Raw genomic sequence first — 23,555 nt, 5'->3', positions numbered from 1 at the left:
AGGTTCGTTGGTGCGACCTTCGGTGAAAATGCCAAAGGCGCACGGTCGACCGCAGGGTAGCTAGCCGGGCAAGGGCTTTAACTACAATTTCGTTCCCCAATTGCACTCGGGCAAACCTTCAGGATCATCCCTATTTCGGAATTTCATTCAGCGTGTACCAGCCCTCGTCATGCCACAGCTTGCCGCCGGAAGCGGACTTCACGCCGGAGGCTTGGAGGTGATGGACGTGGCCTTGGACCATGCCGTCGACCTTCAGGCGGACCTTTTTCTTGTCCGGCGAAACGGTGGCGGCGGTGATTTTCGGGGTGGCTTGGTCGACTTCGGGCGAGCCGTATTCGGCGCGGTAGATGTAGGTCCAGGCTTCCATCTTGTAGGACTCCGTTTTGCCGGCCGTCTCGGGATCGACGGGTTCGGTGAAGGTGACCTCGAAGCCATCCTTCAATGCGGAGATATCGTGCATCTCGAAGGGAGTCTTGCCGGTCCAACGGACGCGCTCGAAGGTGAAGGGCTTGTGGCCGCTGGAGGCCCAGCCGCGATTGGTGCCGCCGATGAAGACGGAGCCGTCACTGGCCTGGCGCAGCGGAACTATGCCGGCCTCGAAGCCTTTCAGGAAATGGAACACGGCACCCTGATAGAGGCCGTTTACCTTTTCCAAGGAGATTCGCTGAACCTCGGACTCCGTTTGCTCACCGACGTAGATCTGCTTTTCCCATGGGCCGAATTTTCCGCCGGTGGTATCCGCGGCGAAGCCGCTGGGAGAGTGGCCGACTTTGGCGTGGGGAAGGACCACGGCCGGCGGAACGAATTCCTTGATGCGAGCGCGCTCCTTGATGATGCGCGAGAGGTCATTCGGCTCGACGGGCCGCTTGCCCATGTTCGGCGCGAGGTCGTAGAACTTGTTGCCTTGGGGATTCCCTTGGAAGGAACCGGGCTTGAGCCATTTCAGCGAGGATGAGCCGTTCCACGGGCCTTGGTTGTCGGTGTAGAAGGCGTCTCCGTCCGCATTGAAGCCAATGCCGCCGGGGGAGCGGATGCCGGAGCAGGTGGGGATCATCTTGCCGTCCGGCGTGATGCGGACGCACCAGCCTCGAAATGGGACGTCGGCGGTGAAGGAACCGGTGAGGCAGAGCGCCACCCAGATATTGCCTTCCTTGTCGGCTTCGGAGCCGAAGGCATACTCGTGATAGTCGCCCTTGATCGACCAATCGGAGCAGATCGTTTCGAAGGTGTCGGCGACGCCGTCGTTGTCCGAGTCCTTGATGCGGGTGACCTCGGGGCGCTGGGTGAGATAGAGCCAGCCGTCCTTCCAGAACATGCCGAGGGGCTCGTGAAGGCCTTCGGCGAACTTCTTCCAGGTGACCTTGGAAAGGTCGTCTTCGTAAGCGCCGGTGCAGATCCACAGGTCGCCGCGACGCGAGGTGACGGCGATCTTCTGGTCGGGCATCAGCGCGATGGAGCCGAGCTCCAGGACCTCGCCCTTGGGTGTTGGGATTTCCTCGCGGCGGTAGAAGTCGGATTGTTGCTGGGCGGAGGAAGCTGCGGCGAGGCAGACGGAGAAGGCGAAGGAGCGCGAAAGGGACATGGTGGACGCGGAGAGGGTTTTCACTTCCAGCGGTAGGTGAGAGTGGCGGTTTGGCCGGGCGCTAGCTTGAGGACGAGTTTGCTATCGCGGTTCTCAAGGGTGGCACCTTCGGCTTGGAGCGAGAGGTCGTTGCCGAGGCCGAACTCCTTGTCGCTGGCTTTCTGGACCGGGAGTTTTTCGGAGAGCAGGAACTCGACCGGGCTGCCTTGGCCTTTCAGGGACAGCGTGCGGAGGAAGGCGGGTGACTGGGCGGAGCCGGCGGGCTTCCATGAATCGAGCAGGATCTGTTTGTCGATCTGCACGGAGAAAGTCGGGTTACCGGTGGGATCGAGCTTGTAGCCGCGGAAGCGGGCGTCCTTGGGAAGGGAGGGGGAGCCTGAGAGCTTCACGACGTTCTCGCCGGCGGGCGGCTGGTCGCCTTGGCCACGCTCGACCCAGTGGCGCGAGGCATCCATGAAGGCACCGGTCCAGATCAGCTCGGCGGTCAGGTTATCGGCGGAGTAGGCGAGGTTCACACCGCCGGGAAAGCCGATGCCGATGGCGCGCGGTGTGGTGCCGGCGATGAAGTTCCGATAGACGACGGCGCGGCCGTTTTGCGGTTCGACCGGGATGGGATCGGGGCCGACCTTGGGCGGCTTGTCGGAAAGATTGCGCCAGGAGGGGATGCCTGGGCCGCGCCAGGAGAGGGCGATGCCTTCCTGGCCGTGGAATTCGAAATACTCGACCCGCAGCTTGTGGGCTCCGGCCGTGAGTTCGATTTTCCCTTCTTTGCCGCGACTGCCGTCCATGGGGCCGGTGCCGTCGACTTTGACGACTTCCTTGTCATCGAGCAGGACGCGTGCGCCATCGTCGGCATCGAGGCGGAAGCGGAACTCGCCAGCCTCCGGGGCGGTGAGATCGCCCTGCCAGACCATGCCGAAGGATTCGTTGAAGCCGGCCTTGGCGATGCTGATCTTGCCGCTGTGCTCCTCCTCGACGTTGCCGGGCTTCAGGGTGGAGAAATCGGGGAGCTTCTGCCACTCGCCCTGATAGACTTGGGAAAGGAGGTTGGCGATCGGTGGCTTGGTCGCAGTGAGCGGATGGAGCTTGAGAAGTTCCTCCGCGGTCCACTGGGTCTTGCGGTCGGCGGTGGCGTCGCGGGTGGCTTTGACGAACTCCGGGGTGACGGGCTGCTCCTTGTTTCCCCACGACGAGCGGACGTGGGTGAGGATGGCGGCGATCTGGTCGTCGGGCAGGACGCCGCCCTGCGGGGGCATCTCGAGATTGAAGGTGCGGCCGTCGACTTCGACTTCGCCGTGGAGGCCGTGGAGGACGACTTTCACCGCGCGGGTGGCGTCTCCGGCGACCCACGGGCTGCCCGCCAGCGGGGGGAAGGCGCCGCCGGTGGCGCCTTTCCCGTCTGGGCCGTGACAGGCTGAGCAGTAGAGGGTGAAGAGCTGGCCGCCGTCCTGGGCGTGAAGGGGAACGGCGCAAAGGGAGGCGAAGAGCGCGGTGCGGAGCATGGAGCTGATTAAACGTTTATTCCGCTGGCCGTCTATCTCCGGAATTGTCGTATTTGGGGGAGATTCCGGCTTCCTTGGAAACCGGCAGCGGAGGTGCGGGAAAGTGCATTGGCGCGATTTTGGAATCTGTTCCAGTCGTCCCCGGGCTGCGGGGCGCTACCTTGCGCTGCGTGAAAAGGTCCCTCGCGCTTCTCTTTCTGAGCACTTTCTGGTCGGGCCACGCATGCGCGGACCTGAGTGTCTCGAAGCTCCGGTGCGAGTATTTGGTCGATCCGATCGGCATTGATGAGATCGAGCCGCGGCTGTCGTGGGTGGTCGCTTCGACCGAGCGCGGGGAGAAGCAGACGGCGTGGCAGGTGTTGGTGGCGTCGACGCCGGAAGCCCTGGCGGCGAACCAAGGCGACCTTTGGGACAGTGGCAAGGTGAGCGGCAGCGCCACCAACCAGATCGAGTATGCGGGGACGGCTCTCGTTTCCCGCGCCCAGTGCCACTGGAAGATCCGCGCGTGGGACAAGGACGACCACCCGTCGGCATGGAGCACCCCCGCGAAGTGGAGCGTCGGGCTGCTGGAGAATTCGGATTGGAGTGCGCAGTGGATCGATGGTGCCACTTTCGGCACTACTGAAACAGGTCCGCCTGCCACGATCCTCAGTGCGACCTATGAGGCCATCGATGGCACGGGCACCCCGATCAATGCGACCGCGCTGCTCAATGGCATGGTGGCGGGAGGAAGCTTCGCGCTGGGCGTGACCAATGAGACTTTCGGAGGTGAGCCTTCCTACAATCATCTCAAGCAACTGCGGGTGCAGTACCAGCGGGGAACACAGACGACCACCAAGACCTTCGCGGAGGATTCGGTGATGAGCTATCCCGCCGATCTGCCGGCAATCGTGTTCCCAACGATCACCAGCGCGCGCTACGAGTCGGTCGCGAATCCTTCCGTCTATCGCGACGTCACGTCTTCTCTTCAGGCGAGTGCGCAGGGCGGCAGCTTCAGCAAGGCGGTGAACAATACCAACTTCGGCCCCGATCCCGCAGTCAATCAGGTCAAGCGCCTGCGTGTGAACTATGAGATCGATGGTGTGAGTTCAGTGCGCTTCACCGCGGAGAACAGCACCTTCAACTATCCTGCCGATCTTCCGAAGCCGCTCGCGGTGACGCTGACGGCAGCGACCTATGCGGCGATCGATGGCACGGCTTCGGCCAATGTCCTGACCAACCTGAACAACCGCGCCGCCAGCGGGCCCTTCAGCATCGTGGTGAACAATGCCAACCTCGGTGGTGATCCGGCGCCGAACAAGGTGAAGCGGCTGCGACTGGACTACACGCTCGATGGCAAGTCGCTGGTGAAGTATTACGATGAACAGGTCACGCTGAATTACCCAAGCGATCTCGCCAAGCCGACGACGGTGCCCTATCTGCGCAAGCCCTTCGCTCTCGCGAAGCCGGTGAAGAAGGCGACGCTGTATGCCGCGGCGCTGGGGGTGTACGAGCTCTCATTGAATGGCCAGCGGGTGGGGGATTCGATCCTCGCTCCGGAGTGGACGGACTACTCGAAGCGCTTACGTTATCAGGCCTATGACGTGACCGCACAGCTGGCTTCCGGGAACAATGTTTTCGGAGCGCATCTTGCGCCCGGATGGTATTCGGGGCACATCGGCAATGGCGGCTTCAAGTTCTGGGGCGCGAGTCCGGCCTTGCTCGGGCAATTGGAGGTGACCTTCACGGACGGCACCACGCAGACGATCGTGACGGATGGCTCGTGGAAGATGGCGGCGAGTCCGACGACCTATACCGACTTCATGTTCGGTGAGGATTATGATGCCCGGCGCGAAGTGAGCGGGTGGAATACGGCGGGCTTCGATGATTCGACGTGGGGTGGCGTGCTGCGTCGTCTGGAACCCGCGCGGCCGATCGATGGCCAGGTGATGGAGCCGGTGAAGAAGCTGATGGAGATCACGCCGAAGGCTTTGACACAACCGGCTCCCGGCAAGTGGACCTATGACCTCGGGCAGAACATGGTGGGGGTCTTGCGGCTCAAGATCACCGCTGCCGCTGGCACGAAGATCACGCTACGCCATGGCGAGATGCTGAATCCCGACGGCACGCTCTATACCGCCAACTTGCGCGGTGCGCCATCCATCGACACCTACATTTGCAAGGGCGGTGGCGAGGAAGTCTGGACGCCGCGGTTTACTTTCCACGGTTTCCGTTACGCGGAGCTTACGGGCGTGAGCAGCCAGCCGGCGTTGGATGCGGTCACCGGCATCGTGTTCTCGTCGTCCATCGATTTCCACGGCCAGTTCACCTCCTCGGATGGCTTCATCAACCAGCTCCAGTCGAACATCCAGTGGGGCCAGCGCGGCAACTACCTGAGCGTGCCGACCGATTGCCCGCAGCGCGACGAACGCCTTGGCTGGCTGGGCGATGCGCAGGTCTTCGTCCGCACGGCCACCTACAATGCGGACATCGCGGCCTTCTACACCAAGTGGATGACGGATGTGACAGATGCCCAGCTTGTCGATGGCCGGGTGCCCGACGTGGCACCGAATGCCGCACCCAGCTCCGGTACGCCGGCATGGAATGATGCGGTGGTGATTTGCCCGTGGACCATCTATCAGGCCTACGGCGACAAGCGCATCCTAGAGAAGAGCTACCCTGCCATGAAGGCGTGGGTGGAATACTGCCGGACGAACAGCACCAACTCGATCCGCGATCGCGGCCGTGGTGCGGACTATGGTGACTGGCTCTCGATCAATGCGGACACGAACAAGGAACTGATCGGCACCGCTTACTACGCTTATTCCGCCCGTTTGCTTGGCAAGGCGGCGGAGGTGCTTGGCAAGACTGCCGAGGCGGCGACCTACGAGGCGCTTTTCGAGGCCATCAAGACGGCTTTCAACGGCAAGTATGTGAACCAGACGACGGGTGCCTTCGTTGGCACTGGCGCGAGCACGCAGTGCGCCTATGCGCTCGCGCTGAAGTTCGATCTACTGCCCACCGCGCTGCGTCCGGCGGTGACGCAACTCCTGGACAACGATGTAATTGCCAAGGGCAATCACCTTTCCACCGGCTTCGTGGGGGTGAGCTACCTGCTGCCGGTGCTGACGGAGAACGGGAAGAACAACACCGCCTACAACCTGCTGATGCAGGACACGTTCCCGTCCTGGCTTTTCTCCGTGAAGCTGGGTGCGACGACGATCTGGGAGCGCTGGGACGGCTGGACGCCGCAGAATGGCTTCCAGAGCACGATCATGAATTCCTTCAATCATTACTCGCTCGGTTCGTGCGGCGAGTGGCTTTACGGCAGCGTTGCCGGCATCGGTTTTCACCCGGCCGCTCCGGCCTATAAGAAGATCCTGATTCGTCCTCGTCCCGCCGCACAGTTGACTCACGCCAGCGGCAAGATCGAGTCGATGTATGGCGAGATCGCGAGTTCGTGGAGCACGCATGCGGGTGGCTTCGTGCTGAACGTGACCATTCCGACGAATACGACCGCGGAGGTTCATGTGCCTGCGGCCAATGCCGCCGAGGTGATGGAGTCGGGTCAGCCCGCGAACGCCGTGGCGGGCATTACCTTCCTGCGCATGGAAAATGGGGCTGCGGTTTTCGATGTGCCTTCCGGCCGCTACCGCTTCTCGACCGGCACCACGGCTCCCGGTTCGGACACCGCCGCGCGAGATCCGCAGGCTCCGCTGCAGATGAGGATCTCCACTCTGATGGCGAACGATGGCAGCGGCCTTCAGTTTCTCTCCGTGGACCCGTTTAGCGTGAATGGGGCGACGCTTGAGGTGATCGACGGCTCGATCCACTACACACCGCAGCCCGGCAATGAGAGCCCGGATTCGTTCACGTATGCGGTGCGCGATGCGCAGGGCGGTGTCCGCAGTTTCACGGTGAGTGTAGGTATCATTCCTGCCGACGCGCCGGTGCAAAAGGCGGAGGACCTCAAGGTCCGTCCCGATGGCTCGCGCCGGGTTGTTTTCTCCGGAGTGCCCGGACGCATCTACCGCATCCAGTCCAGCGAGACGATGAGCAGTTCCGAAAGCTGGACCGACCGGAAGACGGTGCAGGCGGATGACGACGGGAGATTTGAAATGATCGATGCCCTGCCGTTGCCGGGGAAGCGCTTCTATCGGGCGGTTTTTCCGTGAACCCGTCGTTCATGGACCGTGTGTTCAAGGGGTGAACCAGTGCACCCGGATGAAATTTTGCAGGCCGGCCGGCGGGTTGGATATCCTGCAGGTGAGCACTTCCTTGCCTGAAGAAACGATTCGGCTTTCGACGGTGAAGGGGATGTTGGAGAAGCCAGTGAGGTTGGCGGAGTGCTCGATGGAGAAATCGATGTCCTCGGCGGCGAGCGAGCGGGTGACGGTGATCCTCCAATCTCCGCCGGGGAGCATCTGAATGAGCGATACGCCTGATAGATCAGGGTGCTGGGGATCGCCTCCGGTGGCGTATTCTATAAGAGGGTTCAGACCGTCGCCGTCGGTGTCCTGGGTTTCCGAGGTGATGTTGGCGTTGGCTTTCCATGCCGCGTAACCGAGTGTCCCGGAGGATAGAGGCGAGCCGCCGTCGATGGTGGAGGCATGCCAATTCAGGGGATCGTCAGGATCGGGGAAGGATGCCGCGCGGCCGAGGACGAGGCTGCGGCCTGCGCCATCGGCCTCGGCAGGCCAGAGGCCGTCGGTGCCGTAGGTGAAGCTGAAGATCTCGGTGCCGCTGGGGGACTCCAGGGTGACGAGTTCGCCGGCATTGTCGAAGTGGTCGTTTAGGTATTCTCCGGCGATAGCCGCGGACGGCACGGATGGATAGCGGGCGGCGAAGGCGGCGAGTCGGTTTACCACGAGGGTTCTCTGGCCCGGGGCAAGGACGCGATTTGAGGGGAAGGTGAAATCAATGCCGGCGGTGAAGCGGCAGCCGGCGAGGTCCACGCTGCTGTTGGAGACGTTCATCAGCTCGATGAACTCGAAATCGTCGGCGTCCGTGAAACCGGCGATCTGCTCGGAGAGGGAGGGATCGGCGGGATGATAGTGGAGCTCTGTCACCATGATATTGGCAGACGACGCGGGGGTGGCGGCGAAGTAGTAGCCGGTGGCGGGAGCGCTCCAGAGCGAGGCGGATTTCGCGCGTGTGGTGAGTCGCGAGCCTTGGGTGATGGTGATGGTGCCGCCGCTGGGCAGTAGCGATGCGGAAGGGCTGGTGCCACCGCCTGACAGACGGGGATCACTTCCATTCAGCGTGTAGTAGATGGAGCCTTGGGAAGCGGTGACGATGACTGAGTTCCCGGGGCCGTTTGTTAGCACGGGCTTGGGTACGAATTGGGTGTCCATCCAGGCCGTGTGCTGCGTGAGCCAGGTGCGGACGATGTCGTATTCGTCGCTGTAGGTCGCGGTTGAACCGGCGTCGGGGCCGTCGCGAAAGGCCATGGATGGCCACTTCGAGGCGTTGCGTCCCGCGGCTTCGGTGAGTTCGGTTTGATACTGGGCCAAGAGAGAATTGATGCTCGCATCGGACAGGGTGCCGCCGCGCAGTTCCGCCCAACGGTCGGTGAAGAGTTGCCAGAAATCCGGGTCGGCATAGAGGTATTTCCACCATCCCCAATGCAGGAGATCGGTGGAGTCGCCGCCGGTGGAACTCCAGTTGAGCGGGTTGCCATTGCTCATCGAGAGATCGAAATCCCAGATGGGTCCGGCGATGAGCTTGCCGCCGCGCGGCTTGTGCATGAACGTGCTCAGGCGGAGGCCGTCGACGTTCGCGGAGAGGATATTGAGAAGGCCGTGGTCGACCCACGAACCGCGATCAATGTAGTCGGTGTAAGGTTTTCCAGTCGTCGGGTTGGTCCAGTTGGGTTGGACGACGGCGTCCTCGAATTCCTGCACGTAGTTCCGGATGTAAGCGGATTGGGCTGCTGGGATTGAAGGGAGTGGGAAGGGTTCTTCGGATGGATAGTCGTAGACGAGGCGGCCGACGGAGCCTGCGACTTCGGAGAGCGGGAAGTTCCGGTTCGTGACCCAGCCGGAGGTGCCGGGTTCGACGCGGTCGACGCGGATGATGTAGCCGCCGGTGAGATCGTTTCCGGTAGTCACGTTGGGTTTCAACTTCTCCACCGGGATGCGGTTGGCACCGCGCTCCGGCTTGTCCATCAGGGCGTAGACGCCGAGATAGTCGCCGGGGTAGTCGACGGTGCCGTCATTGGTATTCGCGAAGACTTCCACGTATTTCGTGCGCGAGGCGAAGCGACCGATGCGGTTGCTCATTTCATACATGAACGGATTGCGGATCATGGCCCGGTCCGTGTCGTAGAAGCTGCCGAGGATCCAATCGGCCTCGGCTGGCATGCCGAGTGGCGAGACGTCGGCGTCCGCGTCGAATTCGTCCCAGGCTTCGATGTTCATCGAATACTTGGGCCAGCCTGCGGAGCTGGAACCGCGCACGACCATGCGACCGCGGGTGGCGAGGACGGGGAGGTTAGTCAGGGAGGTGCGATTGGCGGAAGCGGCATTGGGCTCGTAGAGCATCCAGGCCATCTGTTTGTCGGAGTCCGGGCGTCCACCGGCGAAGTTGTCGAGGACGACGACAGGGAGATTGGAGGTGAAGGCTCCGGCCCCTGCACCCAGCTTCACATACGTTTCTGAATGGACTAGACCCGGTGCGAAGCCAACGGCGCTTTCAAACGTGCGGGCCCTGACTTGCGTGGTGGCGCTCAGCACGAGCGGACTGGTGTAAGCAGGGGATGAGCTGTTAGGCTCCGAGCGGTCGGTGGTGTAGCGAATGGTCGCGGTCGGCGATGCGGTGGTGAGAGTGAGCGAGATGGAAGAGGTGGAGAATGCCTTGGAGGGGATGCTGAAGTTCACCACTCCAGCCGGGGTTCCTGCGGCGGTGGTATTGGCGGCTCCGGGTGTGGGGGTTTGGAAAGGGAGATAGTTTCCGCCCGGGGATGGGAGTGTGAGACCGTAGGACCAGTATTCCGGAACCACGGGGAAGGCGGGGGAGAAGGCTTTGACGATCGTTGATCCATTGGGTTCCACGAGCGCGAGATATTCGCCTTCTTCGGAGAGCTTGAAGTTGGTGTGCAGTTGCTGGCCGCTCACCACGCGATTTTTGTCAGAGGCGAAGACCACGAGGTAGCCGTTCGCGGGAATGAGGGTCGGGGAAGGAAAGCGCCACTTGTTGAGCTTCGTTGCGTTGTCGGTGAGGTAGTAGCCGCCGATGTCCACCGCGCTGGCGGCCGGATTGTAGAGTTCAACCCAGTCTTCTTCGTCTCCGTCAGAATCGGGATAGGGGTGTGGGTTATCTCCATTGGTGGAGACGCAGAATTCGTTCAGGTAGACCGTGGTCGGGGTGAAGTTGGTGGTGGTGAAGGTGCCGCTTGCGGGTGCCCAAGCGGTGCCTGCCGCATTCTGGGCGCGGGCGCGGAAGAAGTAGTTCGCGGTGGTAGTGAGTTCGCCTACGAGGGCGGAGAAATTCGCGGATTGAAGACCGACATTTACCGAGCGGGCCCACGCGCTAGCATTGGTGCCGCCGTTGGTGCGGCCATAGAAGATGGTGATGGTGGTGGGCGCATTGCCGGTCGAGACGACGTTCCCGCCGAGGGTGGCGGAGAAGCCATTGATCTGGGTGGCGGGCACGTTTTCGACGACTGGCAATGCTGGCAGGGGTGTCGTGAAGCTGGCCGAGGAGGATGCCCAGGACTCTCCGCCTTCATTCACGCCGAAGACGCGGAAGTAGTAGGTGGTGCCTTGGGTGAGTCCGCCTATGACGGTGCTTGCGGTGGTGTCCGATGCACCGAGTGCCACGGAGTGCAGCCATGCGGCGGGATTGGTGCCGCCGTCGGAAGGTCCATGATAAAGCGTGAGGACCGGCGTCCGGCCGCCAGTGCTGGTCACGGTTGCGCCGACGCGAGCGGTGTTGATGGTCAGTTCGCTCACAGGCAGGTTGGCGACTACCGGTGGTGCGGTGATGGTGGCGAACTCGAGGCCTGCCGGAGACCAGCTTGAGCCACTCGTATTCTGGACGAATGCCGAGTAGTAGTAGCGGGTGCGGGGTTGCAGGCCTGTTAGGGGCACCGAGAAGTTTCCGCTTTGTGAGCCGAGAGCAACCGACTGTTGCCAGTTTGTGGGAGCGTTCCCGCCGTCGGTGGTGCCGTAGTAGAGAGTCACCTGCGGCACGTCAGAGCCGACACGAGTGACCGCGCCGGTGATGGTGGCTGTGGTGCCGGCTACGTTTGATGAGTTGAAATTTCCGACGAGCGGAGTGCTTGCCGGTGGAGCGGGCACGACATCCTGCCAGGTCTGGCCCATGCGGATCTCATCGTGCATGACGGTGCGGCTATTCAGATAGGCACCGAAGGAGATCCCATTGAACGACATGTCGGACGCCGAGAGTTTCGTGAGCGTGGGTGTCTCCGGTTCGGTGAGGGACGTGGGGTTCATGTAGACCCGCACGTCGTCGTTGCCTGCCTTGAAATCGATCCTGACGACGTAGAGGTTTACGTTGGTATTGCCGGGACCAATGGTGGTGTGAGTGCCATTGGGAGCACGCAGGTTTACGTTGTTGCTGCCGGAGAGGTCGTTGCCGATGCCACCGATGCGGCCGGGATCGCCGAGGTCGTCGCGGTGGAATTCGAACTCGTAGAAGTAGCTGGCTGCGTTCGGCTGCTGCAGGAAGCTGAGATAGAGCGTCTTTCCGTCTGCTCCGATTCTTCCGTTGCCATCCCGGTAGCCGAGAGTTCCGAAGGGGCCGCCAGCTGAAGTGTTGAGATTGCGGCCGACGCGGGAACCATTCGGCAGATAGCATCTTTGACCGGTGGAGAAACCGTCGTAGCCGGGTGGGCCGTTGAGGCCCGCTGTCATGCTGCCGGAAGAAACGTCCGCATTTCCGCCGATCGCTTGCCAAGCTCCGCTCCAACCGGTTCCTCCGGATTGGGCGACGATGTTTCCGGAGCCGACCGCGCCATCGAATCCTTCATAGAGGATGGGGGCGGCGAGTGCTGGCTTGATGCCAAGCAAGATCACGCCAGCGCTTATTGCCGAACGGCAAAGCCGGAGAAATGGAAGCATGTGGTGGTGGGTTTTGCCCTCTTGGGTTTGAGGACGATGCAGCGGTCGCCACAGACATGAAGGTGGGCGATCGACCGGTCTCACAACGGAGAAATGGGCGATCCTACAAAATCCAGTAATGACAGGTTTCCGGGATCTATTGCCGCCGTGGAGACGGTTGAGCGTGCGACTTCACCGCACTGGGGAGCGCTCCCGAAAATAGCGCTCAAGCCCGAGTGCGACGCAGCTGGCGTATTCGCGGAAGATCGAAGGGCGCATCTTTCCGGCGACCTCGCGCTCGCCTTCGTAGTCGCCAGCTTCAATGCGGGCGTAGTCCTCGGTCGAGTTCATGACGTAGGGCTCGTAGTAGACGACCGGGCACTCGTAGAGGCGGTTCGCGAGGAGATTGCGGGCCCAGAGGTAGGGATTTGCGTCGACGTTGCGGTTGTTCCTTTTGTCCGGGCTGTAGAGGTAGGGCGGCATGCCGGTTTTCTCGACGAAGGCGGCGGCGGCGCTGGCGGCGAGCTTGCGCTCCTCGTCGTGGATGCCTTGCAGCAGCTTCGTGAGCAGATCGTGGCGCTGGTCGGCGAGGGCGACTTCGTCATCGGTGTAGCCGCCGTTGAGGATCATGTGGAAATGATTGGCCGGGACGAGGGTGGGAGCCTTCGGGTCGCCCCACTCGTTGGCATTGAAGTGCAGGCAGAGGACGAGGTCGGGCTTGATGGTGTCGTTCACTAGCTTCGCCCGGGCACGGATTTCGGCGGTGCGGTAGAAGAGTCGCTCGGCGAGCTTGGCGATGCTTTCGCCGGATTGGCTGGCGCGGGCTTCGTCCTGGAGCATTTCCGGGCGGATGGTGGTGACCGGCTCGGTTTGGTCGCGGACGAGGGTGACGGTGGCGCCGAGTGCTTCGAGCTTCGGCTTCAGGAGCTTCGCGACCTGGAGGGTCATGTCGCCCTCTTGCACCTGCAGGTTGCTGCCGGGGAGTTGGAACCAGCGCTCCTCCATCTTTCCCCAGCGGCCGCCGATGTGGCCGGGGTCGATGGCGATTTTCAGGCCGTCCAGCGGGCGATCCGGTGGTGCGGGCGGGAGCTCGGCCAAGGTCCGCCAGTAGCGGGGCGGGGTGCTGGCGAGGCCGTCCGGGGCGAAGCGGAGGCGGAGGGATTCGCCGTCGGTGGTGCGGATTTTCGCGTCTTCGGTGCCGACCTCGATCCAATCGCGCCACGCGGGCGAGACGGTGAAAACCTGATCCATCAGCCGCAGGAAGTCGGTGCGGGTGATGGTCGACTGGTAGCGGTTCAGGGACGCCCAGTCGGGAACTCCGGCCAAGTCGGAAAGTGTTGGTGGCGGGGGTGTTGGAGCGGGCGGGAGCGGTGGGGGAGCTGGCTTTTGCCACCACCAGAGGGCGGCGGCGGCGGCCAGAAAAAGCACGATCCAAAGCGGGGCGGAGCGGGGGGTCATCGGGGAATAGGCTTGGCGCAAGGGACGCTTGGGGGGTAAGCCTCGCGCGCCGGGGCATGCGAGCGCCGGCCGAAATTTCCCGGTCTTATGGAGTCGATCCGCATCCTTTTCCTTGGTGACATCGTTGGTGAACCCGGTCGCAGGGCCGTGATCGAGCATTTGCCAAGCCTGCGCAAAGAACTGGCGCTCGATTTCATCATCGTCAACGGGGAGAACGCCGCGGGAGGGCGGGGGATTACACCGCGCATCGCGATTGACCTGCTCCGGGCCGGGGCGGCGGTGATCACCACCGGCGATCACGTGTGGGACCAGCAGGAAATCGTGGACTACCTGCCGACCGAGCCGCGGCTGCTGCGGCCGATCAATTATCCGGAGGAGACGCCGGGCCAAGGCTCGGTGGTCTTGGAGACTCCGAAAGGCCGGGTGGCCGTGATCCAGGCGCAGGGGCGCTCATTCATGCAGCCGCCCTTGGAAAATCCCTTCCTGATGGTGGAAGCGGAGGCCGAGCGCCTGCGGGCGGACGGGGTGCAGGTGATTTTCCTGGATTTCCACGCCGAGACGACCAGCGAGAAGATCGCGATGGGCTGGGCGCTGGATGGCAAGATTTCGGTGGTGGTGGGCACCCACACCCACGTCCAGACGGCGGACGAGAGGATTCTGGCGGGCGGCACGGGTTGCCTGACCGACGCCGGGATGTGCGGCCCCGAGGACTCGGTGCTGGGACGGGCCCCGGAGTCGGTGGTGTGGCGGTTCCGGACCGGCATGCCGACCCGTTTTCCGATCGCCACCGGCCCCGTCCGGATGTGCGGCGTGGTCGCGGACATCGATACTGCGACCGGGCGATGCCTTCAGTTGTCGCGCTTCAACCGCTTGATTGCTGCGGAGCAGGCTGCGGAAGCCACGGCGTGAAGTTTTCGAAATTGTGTAACTGATTGAATCCGAATGATTTTTCCGGGGTTTTCGATAAATCTTCTTTCAATCAATATTTTTTTTGACAGGGTGGTCGGCTTCGGTCAGCTTGCGCCCCGCTTTTCCCGGAACCGACCAGGAAATTCGGAGGGTTTGTCGCTCTATGGAAGCCCCTTCGAACTTCTTGATCATCCGTCCGGGTCCAGCGTCAACGCCGTAAGGCTCGTGTAGCTCAGGGGTAGAGCGCATCCTTGGTAAGGATGAGGTCGGGGGTTCAATTCCCCCCACGAGCTCCAGCGGCCGCATGACCGGACGAGCAGCTCAATCGCGAAACCACCACCACCATGGCCAAAGAATCATTCAAGCGGAACAAGCCCCACGTCAACATCGGCACCATCGGCCACGTTGACCACGGCAAGACGACTCTCACCGCCGCCATCACCAACACCCTCGCGGACAAAGGATTTGCGGAAAAGAAGAGCTATGCAGACATCGACGCCGCTCCCGAGGAGCGCGAGCGCGGTATCACGATCAACACCGCCCACGTCGAATACGAAACCGACAAGCGCCACTACGCTCACGTGGACTGCCCGGGTCACGCTGACTACGTGAAGAACATGATCACCGGCGCCGCCCAGATGGACGGTGGCATCCTCGTGGTGTCCGCCGCTGACGGCCCGATGCCGCAGACCCGCGAGCACATCCTTCTCGCCCGCCAGGTCGGCGTGCCTGCCCTCGTGGTGTTCATGAACAAGGTGGACCTCGTCGACGACGAAGAACTCCTTGAGCTCGTCGAGATGGAAATCCGCGACCTTCTCTCCACCTACGAATTCCCGGGCGACGAGATCCCGATCGTGAAGGGCTCCGCCAAGGCGGCCCTCGACGGCGACGCGACCCACAAGGAAAACATCTTCAAGCTGATGGACGCCGTTGACTCCTACATCCCGGAGCCAGAGCGCGCTGTCGACAAGCCCTTCCTCATGCCCGTGGAAGACGTGTTCTCGATCGAAGGTCGTGGAACGGTCGTCACCGGTCGTGTCGAGCGCGGTATCGTCAAGAAGATGGAGGAAATCGAAATCGTCGGCATTCGCGACACCCAGAAGACCACCGTCACGGACATCGAAATGTTCCGCAAGCTGCTCGACGAAGGTCGTGCAGGTGACAACGTGGGTCTCCTGATCCGCGGTCTGAAGAAGGATCAGGTCGAGCGCGGCCAGGTCATCGCCAAGCCGGGTTCGGTGAAGGCTCACTCCAAGTTCAAGGGCGAAATCTACGTCCTGTCCAAGGAAGAAGGCGGCCGCCACACCCCGTTCTTCTCGAACTACCGCCCGCAGTTCTACTTCCGCACCACCGACGTGACCGGAAGCATCAAGCTGCCGGAAGGTGTCGAGATGGTGATGCCTGGTGACAACGTGAACCTTGAGGTTGAACTCATCACGCCGATCGCCATGGAGCAAACCATGCGCTTCGCCATCCGCGAAGGCGGCCGCACCGTGGGTGCCGGTCGTGTCAGCGAAATTCTTTGACTAACCCTCAAGTAGGCCCCCAGTCTGTCGCCCCGCGACATCAGGCTGGGACGAATTTCGGGGCACTTCGGCAGCTTTGCCGGGGTGCCCCGCCATCGCCTCCACCGGTAACGAAGGGAACATCAATACGGAAGTAGCTCAATTGGTAGAGTAGCGGTCTCCAAAACCGTTGGTTGTGGGTTCGAGTCCCACCTTCCGTGCCACCCTTTCCCTCCTAGTTTTTCAAGTTTCCTCCGGCATGTTCTCAAAAGTCTCACGTTTCGTCGGCGAAGTGAAAGGGGAACTCCGCAAGGCCAGCTGGCCCTGGGAGTCCGACCCGAAGGTGAAGGGTTTCAAGAAGTACAAGGAACTCACCGATTCCACCGTGGTCGTGCTGATCGCCACCGTCCTGCTTGCGGGATTCGTGTCGCTGTGGGACTTCCTCTGCACCTACGTCATCAACTTCATCACGTCCTTCGGGCACTGATGCGTTTTTTCGTTTTTCCCCGCCCGCCTCTTTCCATCCCGTCATGCCTGCCCCGTCTCCAGAGAATCAGTGGTACGTCGTCCATGTCCTGTCCGGACAGGAAGGCCGCGTGAAGGAGCGCATCCTGCGCCAGCGCGAGTCCGAGGAGATGGGTGAATTCATCTACGAGGTGCTGGTTCCCACCGAAATGGTGTCCGAGATCCGCCGCGGCAAGAAGACTTCCACCAAGCGGAAGTTCTTCCCCGGCTACATCATCGTGAACATGAACCTGCTCACGCCTGACAACCAGCTCGTCGAGAGGACCTGGTATTTCATCAAGGAGATGGAAGGCGTGATCGGCTTCGCCGGCACCAAGGACCGTCCGATCCCGATGCGCCAGAGCGAGGTGGACGCCATGCTTTCCCAAATCAAGGAGCGCGAAGAACATGCGCGCCCCGCCATCAGTTTCGAAGTCGGCGACACCGTGAAGGTGGCCGACGGCCCGTTCCAGAGCCAGAATGGCATCGTCGAGGAAATCGACCCCGAGCGCGGCAAGCTGCGCGTGGCGGTCACGATCTTCGGCCGCTCGACGCCCGTGGAACTCGAATACTGGCAGGTCGAACGCGCCTGAACTTAGAACCGCACCACATCCCGCAATCCTTTTACCACCATGGCCAAGGAAGTCGTTAAAGTCATCAAGCTCCAGATTCCCGCCGGAGCCGCCAACCCGTCCCCGCCCGTCGGTCCCGCACTTGGTCAAGCCGGTGTGAACATCATGGGCTTCTGCAAGGAGTTCAACGCCCAGACGCAAAGCCAAGCCGGCGACGTGCTCCCGGTCGTGATCTCGGTCTACAAGGACAAGAGCTTCACCTTCATCACCAAGAAGCCCCCCGCGGGCAACCTGCTGAAGAAGGCCGCTGGTCTCGCCTCCGGCTCCAAGGAGCCGAACAAGGTGAAGGTCGGCAAGATCACCAAGGCCAAGCTCATGGAAGTCGTGGCCATCAAGATGCCCGACATGAACACCAAGGACCCCGAGGCTGCCGCCCGCATCCTGGCTGGCACCGCCCGCCAGATGGGTCTGGAAATCGAAGGCATGTAATCCTTTCCGCGGCGCTCTCCGGAGCGCCGCAAGAAACCGCAGGAGGGCTGCTTCAAGTCCGCCAGCACTGCAAAAACGAAACATGAAGAACCGCAGCAAGCGCTACGAAAAAGCCGCCGCCCTCGTGCCGGCCGGCAAGTCCTACGGCTTGGAAGAAGCTGTCGGCACCGTGAAGAAATTCCCGGCGCCGAAGTTCGACCCGACCGTCACCGTTTCCTTCCACCTCGGCGTGGATCCCCGCAAGAGCGACCAGATGGTCCGTGGCTCCGTCGCCCTGCCTCACGGCTCGGGTAAGAACGTCCGCGTCGCCGTCTTCGCCGCTGGTGCCGCCGCTGAAGCAGCCGAGGCTGCCGGTGCGGAGTTCGTCGGCTTCGAAGAACTCATCAAGCGCGTCCAAGGTGGCTTCACCGACTTCGACGTGGCGATCGCCACGCCGGATGCGATGACCGAAGTCCGCAAGATCGCCCGTGTCCTCGGTCCCCGCGGCCTCATGCCGAACCCGAAGACCGGCACCGTGACCGACGACACCGCCAAGGCCATCAAGGAAGTCAAGGCAGGCCGTATCGACTACAAGCTCGATAAGAATGGCAACGTCTCCGGCGCTGTCGGCAAGGCCTCCTTCACCGAAGAAGCCCTCATCGACAATGCCCGCGCCTTCATCGACAGCGTGGTGCGCGCCAAGCCGCCGTCGGCCAAGGGCAACTTTGTCCGCAGCGTGACGGTCGCCGCCTCGATGTCCCCGGGCATCCCGCTGGAATCCAGCGTTTACACCAAGTCCGTCTAACTTTTTCCACGACCATGAATCCCGACAAGAAAGTCATCATCGACGCTCTGCTCGAAAAGGTGAACGCCTCGCCTTACGTGCTCGTGGTGGATTACACCGGCATGACCGTGCCGCAGTTCTCCGAGCTGCGCAACCGCCTGGGTGCGGCCGGTGCCGAGTGCCACGTCGCCAAGAACACCTACGTGAAGAAAGCTCTCGCCGAAGCCGGTCGTCCGGACATCGGTGAGTCGCTGGTCGGCCAGACCGCCTTCGTGACCGGTGAGAGCGAAGTCTTCGCCGCCGCCAAGGCCATCAAGAACTTCGAAAAGGAGTTCAAGAAGCCGGAAATGAAGGTCGGCATCCTCGGTGACGCCGTCCTCGACGCTGACAAGCTCAAGGCAATCGCCGACATCCCGTCCCGCGAAGCTGTCCTTTCCCAGCTTCTGGCGACGATCCTCGAGCCGTCCACCCGGATTGCCCGCGTCATCCAGAAGAAGTTCAACCCGGACGCCGACTCCAAGAAGGACGAAGCAGCCGAAGAAGCTCCGGCTGCCGAAGCTGCCGCCGAGCCCGTGGCCGAAGCAGCAGCAGAACCCGCCGCCGAAGCCTAATAAGAATCTGAATAGATGGCCGCGGCGTCTCCCGCCGCGGCCTGAACCCACAATGGTTCCTCGTCGGAGTGGCGGCCGCCACTCTCAAATGCCCGGAAGCCTCCGGGTGCGACGATACCGCAAAGGAGAAATACAATGGCCAATATCGAACAACTCGTTGAAGAACTCGGCAAGCTTACCGTTCTGGAAGCTGCTGACCTCGTGAAGAAGCTGGAAGAAACCTGGGGCGTCTCCGCCGCAGCTCCTGTCGGCGTTGCCGTGGCCGCTGGCCCGGTTGAAGTCGCTGAAGAAAAGACCGAATTCGACGTCGTCATCACCGACGGTGGTGCGAACAAGATCGCCGTCATCAAGGCCGTCCGCGAAGTGTCGCCGGGCCTCGGTCTCGCCGACGCGAAGAAGGTCGTCGAAAGCGCTCCTGCCAAGGTGCTCGAAGGTGTCTCGAAGGACGCCGCCGAAGCCGCCAAGAAGAAGCTCGAAGAAGCCGGCGCCAAGGTCGACCTCAAGTAATCCAGTTCCCGGATTTGCTTCGCGGCCCCGTTTCAAAGCGGGGTCGCGAAGTCTTCTCCGGAACCGGCGGAAGCCGTCACGAAATCCTCCCAACCAGCGACCGTTTCCGCCGATCCCGGATTCCCTTTCCATTCTCTGAATCTCATTCGCCCGGTGCCGCTTGCGGTCCGGGCTCAACTCGCAAGAAGCACCACTACCAGCCATGGCCGACCGTCTCCACTTCGGGAAAATCGAGGAAGTCATCGAACCACCGAACCTCATTGAGGTTCAGAGCCGCTCCTATGAGGAGTTCATGCAGAAGGACGTGTCCGCCAGCGAGCGCACCGACGCCGGTCTGCAGGCCGTCTTCCGCGAGGTATTCCCCATCAAGAGCTACGATGAAGCCATCGAGCTCGACTTCGTCGCTTACGACATCGAGGACCCCAAGATCACTTCGCTGGATGCCCTGCGCACCGGTGAGAGCTTCTCCGCTGCCCTCTACGTGACCTTCAAGCTGAAGGACGAGACCGGCACCAAGAAGGAGCGCGTGTACATGGGCGAACTGCCGATGATGACCCGCCGCGGCACCTTCATCATCAACGGTGCCGAGCGCGTCATCGTTTCCCAGCTTCACCGCTCGCCGGGTATCTGCTTCGAGACCTCGCAGCACCTCAACGGCAAGATCCTCCACAGCTTCCGCATCATTCCCGACCGCGGTTCCTGGCTGGAAGTGCAGTTCGACACGAACGACCTGCTCTACGTTTACCTCGACCGCCGCCGCCGCCGCCGGAAGTTCCTCGCGACCACTTTCCTGCGTGCCCTCGGCTACCCGACCGACCGCGACATCGTCACGAATTTCTACAATGTCGAGACGCTGAAGCTGAAGGAAGAGATGGACGAGCAAGAGCTCGGCCACAAGGTCCCCTTCGAAGACATTCTGGATGGAGAACTGGTCGTGGCGAAGGCCTACGAGCCGCTCACCATCGGTATCGTCCGCCAGCTGATCGCGCTTGGTAACAAGCAGGTCGAAGTCATCGACGGCCGCGAGGATGAAATCCTTCTCAAGTCCCTGCGCAAGGATCCCGCCAAGGATGAAGACAGCGCGCTCAAGGACATCTACCGCAAGCTGCGCCCCGGCGATCCGCCGACCGCCGCGAACGCCCGTGCGCTGCTCAAGCGTCTCTTCTTCGACCCGAAGAAGTATGACCTGACCCGCGTCGGCCGTTACAAGATCAACAGCAAGCTCGAGAGTAAGGTCGATCCCGACGAGCGCATCATGGTGCCCGAGGATTTCCTCGCCGCCGTGAAGTACCTGCTCAAGCTCAAGAAGGGCGAAGGCGTCATCGACGACATCGACCACCTTGGCTCCCGTCGCGTGCGTGCCGTGGGTGAACTCCTTTCCAACCAGTGCCGCGTGGGCCTCGCCCGCACCGAGCGTCTGGTGAAGGAGCGCATGACCCTGTTCGACGTGAACATCGAGGGCATGACCCCGCAGAAGCTGATCAACCCGAAGGCCCTCTCGGCCGTCGTGCGTGACTTCTTCGGCCGGTCCCAGCTTTCGCAGTTCATGGACCAGACGAACCCGCTGGCCGAGCTGACTCACAAGCGCCGTCTGTCCGCCCTTGGACCTGGTGGTCTCAATCGTGACCGCGCCGGCTTCGAAGTTCGCGACGTTCATCCTTCGCACTACGGCCGTATCTGCCCGATCGAGACCCCGGAAGGTCCGAACATTGGTCTGATCAACTCGATGTGTACCTATGCTCGTATCAACGAGTTCGGTTTCATCGAAACCCCGTACCGCAAGGTCAAGAACGGCAAGGTCACCAACGATATCGAATACCTCACCGCCGACCAGGAAGAGAAGTTCCTCATCGGTCAGGCGAACAACCCGATCGACAAGTCCGGCAAGTATCTCAACGACCGCGTCACCGCCCGTGAGCGCGGAGGCGAGTTCATCGAAGTCGCTCCGGACGACGTCAACTACATGGACGTGTCGCCGAAGCAGCTCGTCTCCGTGGCTGCCGGTTTGATCCCGTTCCTCGAGCACGACGACGCCAACCGCGCGCTGATGGGTTCGAACATGCAGCGCCAGGGCGTGCCGCTCCTCGTCTCCGACTCGCCGTATATCGGCACCGGTCTGGAAGGCAAGACTGCCCGCGACTCTCGTGCGGTCATCGTGTCCGAGATGGATGGCATTGTCGCCGCAGCCACTGCGGAAATGATCGTGACCACCCCGGATGGCAAGATGCCGGTCGCCGATGAAAAGTTCCTTTCCGACCCCGAGTCGGTGAAGACGAACATCGACAAGGGCATCATGGCCTACCCGCTGCGCAAGTTCATGCGCTCGAACGCCGGCACCTGCATCAACCAGAAGCCGATCGTCAAGAAGGGTCAGAAGATCAAGAAGGGCGACGTCCTCGCGGACGGTCCGAACACCGAGAAGGGCGAGCTTGCACTCGGCCGCAACGTGCTCGTGGCCTTCATGCCTTGGAACGGCTACAACTTCGAGGATGCCATCGTCATCTCCGAGCGTGTGAAGAAGGAAGACATCTACACCTCCATTCACATCGCCGAATTCGACGTGGCTGCCCGCGATACCAAGCTGGGTCCGGAAGAAATCACCCGGGACATCCCGAACGTCGGTGAAGAAGCGCTCAAGAACCTCGACCACGACGGCATCATCCGCGTAGGTGCCGAGGTGAAGCCGGGCGACATCCTCGTCGGCAAGATCACGCCGAAGTCCGAAACCGAACTCGCCCCGGAAGAGCGCCTGCTGCGCGCCATCTTCGGTGAGAAGGCCGCGGACGTGAAGGACACCTCGCTGCGTGTTCCTTCCGGTTGCACCGGCATCGTCCAAGACATCCGCGTCTCCTCTCACGGCAACGCCCGCAAGCGCGCCGAGAAAGTCGATCCAGTTGAGCTCAAGAAGCAGCTCAAGAAGATCAACGACGAGCACAAGAAGAAGGCTGACAAGCTGACCGACGACCTCACGGAAAAGCTCTCCGACATCCTGCTCGGTGAGAAGATCCCGCTCGACGTGGTCAACGCGCAGACCGGTGAAATCATCATTCCGGCGAACCGCAAGATCACCAAGACGCTGCTTCGCAAGCTGGCCTCGGTTCACGATCACATCGAAATCGATCCTTCCCCGATCCGTAACAAGATCCTGGAAATCATCGGCTCCTTCGAGCAGCGCTTCCAAGAGCTCGACACCGAGCGTGAGCGTAAGCTGGACCAACTGGAAGCCGGCGACGAAGTCGATCCGGGCGTCATCAAGGAAGTGAAGGTCTTCATCGCCGCCAAGCGCAAGCTGTCGGTGGGTGACAAGATGGCCGGCCGCCACGGTAACAAGGGCGTTGTCGCGACCATCGTCCCGGAAGAAGACATGCCCTACCTCGCGGACGGAACTCCGGTGGACATCGTGCTTAATCCGCTCGGCGTGCCTTCGCGTATGAACGTCGGTCAGGTTCTTGAAACCCACCTCGGCGTTGCTGCCAAGGCACTCGGCTTCAAGGTCGCCACACCGATTTTCGACGGCATTCCCGAGTCCAAGATCTGGGAATTCATGTCCCAGGCGAAGCAAGTGGACGGCTACACCTGGATCGGTGACGGCAAGGATGGCACTACCGGCGGTAAGTCGACCCTCTATGATGGTCGCACCGGTGAGGCCTTCCACCAGCCGGTCGTTGTCGGCATCATCTACATGCTGAAGCTCGGTCACTTGGTCGCGGACAAGATCCACGCCCGTGCCGTCGGTCCCTACTCGCTCGTCACCCAGCAGCCGCTCGGTGGTAAGGCGCAATACGGTGGCCAGCGCTTCGGGGAAATGGAAGTCTGGGCCCTCGAGGCCTACGGCGCCGCCTACACCCTGCAGGAGCTTCTCACCGTCAAGTCCGACGACGTGCAAGGCCGCACGCGCATCTACGAAGCGATCGTCAAGGGCGACAACAACCTGGAAGCCGGCACGCCGGAATCCTTCAACGTCCTCATCAAGGAAATGCAATCCCTTGGCCTCGACGTCCGTCCAGGACGCCGCGGTGCCGGTGGCCCTGGCGCGCCAGCCATCGGTGGCGTGGACGACTTCTCGCTCGACGACCTCACCCTTTGATAGCCCGAACCACGAACCGATAACC

The 23,555-nt window shown here is 62.0% G+C and carries 14 protein-coding genes and 2 tRNA genes; 12 read left to right on the top strand and 4 right to left on the bottom strand.

Features of this window, described 5'->3' with window-relative positions:
• Positions 1-130: 130 nt before the first annotated feature.
• Both WKV53_RS04130 and WKV53_RS04125 read right to left on the bottom strand, forming a co-directional pair.
• Entirely contained in the window at positions 131-1,606 is a 1,476-nt protein-coding gene (locus tag WKV53_RS04130) for a DUF7133 domain-containing protein (protein ID WP_341403084.1), read from the bottom strand.
• Positions 1,603-3,084 (bottom strand): PA14 domain-containing protein, encoded by a 1,482-nt coding sequence (locus WKV53_RS04125; protein ID WP_341403083.1) that lies wholly within the window; start codon positions 3,082-3,084, stop codon positions 1,603-1,605. The genes WKV53_RS04130 and WKV53_RS04125 overlap by 4 nt, the downstream gene beginning before the upstream one ends.
• 170 nt (positions 3,085-3,254) lie before the next feature.
• On the opposite strand from WKV53_RS04125, the gene WKV53_RS04120 reads away from it, so the two are divergent.
• Entirely contained in the window at positions 3,255-7,238 is a 3,984-nt protein-coding gene (locus WKV53_RS04120) for a family 78 glycoside hydrolase catalytic domain (RefSeq protein ID WP_341403082.1), read from the top strand.
• A 24-nt stretch (positions 7,239-7,262) separates the two neighbouring features.
• On the opposite strand, the gene WKV53_RS04115 is transcribed toward WKV53_RS04120, so the two are convergent.
• Together WKV53_RS04115 and WKV53_RS04110 are read right to left on the bottom strand one after the other, a co-directional pair.
• The gene (locus tag WKV53_RS04115) at positions 7,263-12,146 is read right to left on the bottom strand and encodes a CotH kinase family protein (protein WP_341403081.1); all 4,884 of its coding nucleotides are present in this window, start codon (positions 12,144-12,146) and stop codon (positions 7,263-7,265) included.
• Between the two features lie 171 nt (positions 12,147-12,317).
• Positions 12,318-13,583 (bottom strand): N-acetylmuramoyl-L-alanine amidase family protein, encoded by a 1,266-nt coding sequence (locus WKV53_RS04110; RefSeq protein WP_341403080.1) that lies wholly within the window; start codon positions 13,581-13,583, stop codon positions 12,318-12,320.
• An 87-nt stretch (positions 13,584-13,670) separates the two neighbouring features.
• Between WKV53_RS04110 and WKV53_RS04105 the strand changes: the two genes are divergently transcribed.
• From WKV53_RS04105 to rpoB, 11 genes are all read left to right on the top strand, one after another.
• A complete protein-coding gene (locus WKV53_RS04105) occupies positions 13,671-14,492 on the top strand; it encodes a TIGR00282 family metallophosphoesterase (protein WP_341403079.1) in 822 nt (273 codons plus the stop codon).
• Between the two features lie 221 nt (positions 14,493-14,713).
• A tRNA-Thr gene (locus WKV53_RS04100) sits at positions 14,714-14,788 on the top strand.
• A 48-nt stretch (positions 14,789-14,836) separates the two neighbouring features.
• Entirely contained in the window at positions 14,837-16,018 is a 1,182-nt protein-coding gene (gene tuf / locus WKV53_RS04095) for an elongation factor Tu (protein ID WP_341403078.1), read from the top strand.
• 127 nt (positions 16,019-16,145) lie between these two features.
• A tRNA-Trp gene (locus WKV53_RS04090) sits at positions 16,146-16,221 on the top strand.
• A 35-nt stretch (positions 16,222-16,256) separates the two neighbouring features.
• On the top strand, positions 16,257-16,484 hold the full coding sequence (locus WKV53_RS04085) for a preprotein translocase subunit SecE (RefSeq protein WP_341403077.1): 228 nt from the start codon (positions 16,257-16,259) through the stop codon (positions 16,482-16,484).
• Between the two features lie 43 nt (positions 16,485-16,527).
• Positions 16,528-17,094, top strand: a complete 567-nt coding sequence (nusG, locus tag WKV53_RS04080; RefSeq protein WP_341403076.1) for a transcription termination/antitermination protein NusG — start codon at positions 16,528-16,530, stop codon at positions 17,092-17,094.
• A 39-nt stretch (positions 17,095-17,133) separates the two neighbouring features.
• A complete protein-coding gene (gene rplK, locus WKV53_RS04075) occupies positions 17,134-17,562 on the top strand; it encodes a 50S ribosomal protein L11 (RefSeq protein ID WP_264500662.1) in 429 nt (142 codons plus the stop codon).
• Between the two features lie 82 nt (positions 17,563-17,644).
• Complete coding sequence (gene rplA, locus WKV53_RS04070; RefSeq protein WP_341403075.1) at positions 17,645-18,346, top strand: 50S ribosomal protein L1; 702 nt, start codon at positions 17,645-17,647, stop codon at positions 18,344-18,346.
• A 14-nt stretch (positions 18,347-18,360) separates the two neighbouring features.
• A complete protein-coding gene (gene rplJ / locus WKV53_RS04065) occupies positions 18,361-18,936 on the top strand; it encodes a 50S ribosomal protein L10 (RefSeq protein WP_341403074.1) in 576 nt (191 codons plus the stop codon).
• A gap of 135 nt (positions 18,937-19,071) precedes the next feature.
• Complete coding sequence (gene rplL, locus WKV53_RS04060) at positions 19,072-19,443, top strand: 50S ribosomal protein L7/L12 (RefSeq protein ID WP_341403073.1); 372 nt, start codon at positions 19,072-19,074, stop codon at positions 19,441-19,443.
• A 202-nt stretch (positions 19,444-19,645) separates the two neighbouring features.
• Positions 19,646-23,530 carry a DNA-directed RNA polymerase subunit beta gene (rpoB, locus tag WKV53_RS04055; protein ID WP_341403072.1) on the top strand — a complete coding sequence of 1,295 codons (3,885 nt, stop codon included), beginning with the start codon at positions 19,646-19,648 and terminating at the stop codon, positions 23,528-23,530.
• The last annotated feature ends 25 nt before the right edge of the window (positions 23,531-23,555 follow it).

Origin of the sequence: Luteolibacter sp. Y139, from assembly GCF_038066715.1 — a bacterium.
GTDB lineage: Bacteria > Verrucomicrobiota > Verrucomicrobiia > Verrucomicrobiales > Akkermansiaceae > Haloferula > Haloferula soli.
The sequence above is the reverse complement of the archived record's forward strand: the minus strand, read 5'-3'. Positions and strand labels throughout refer to the sequence as shown.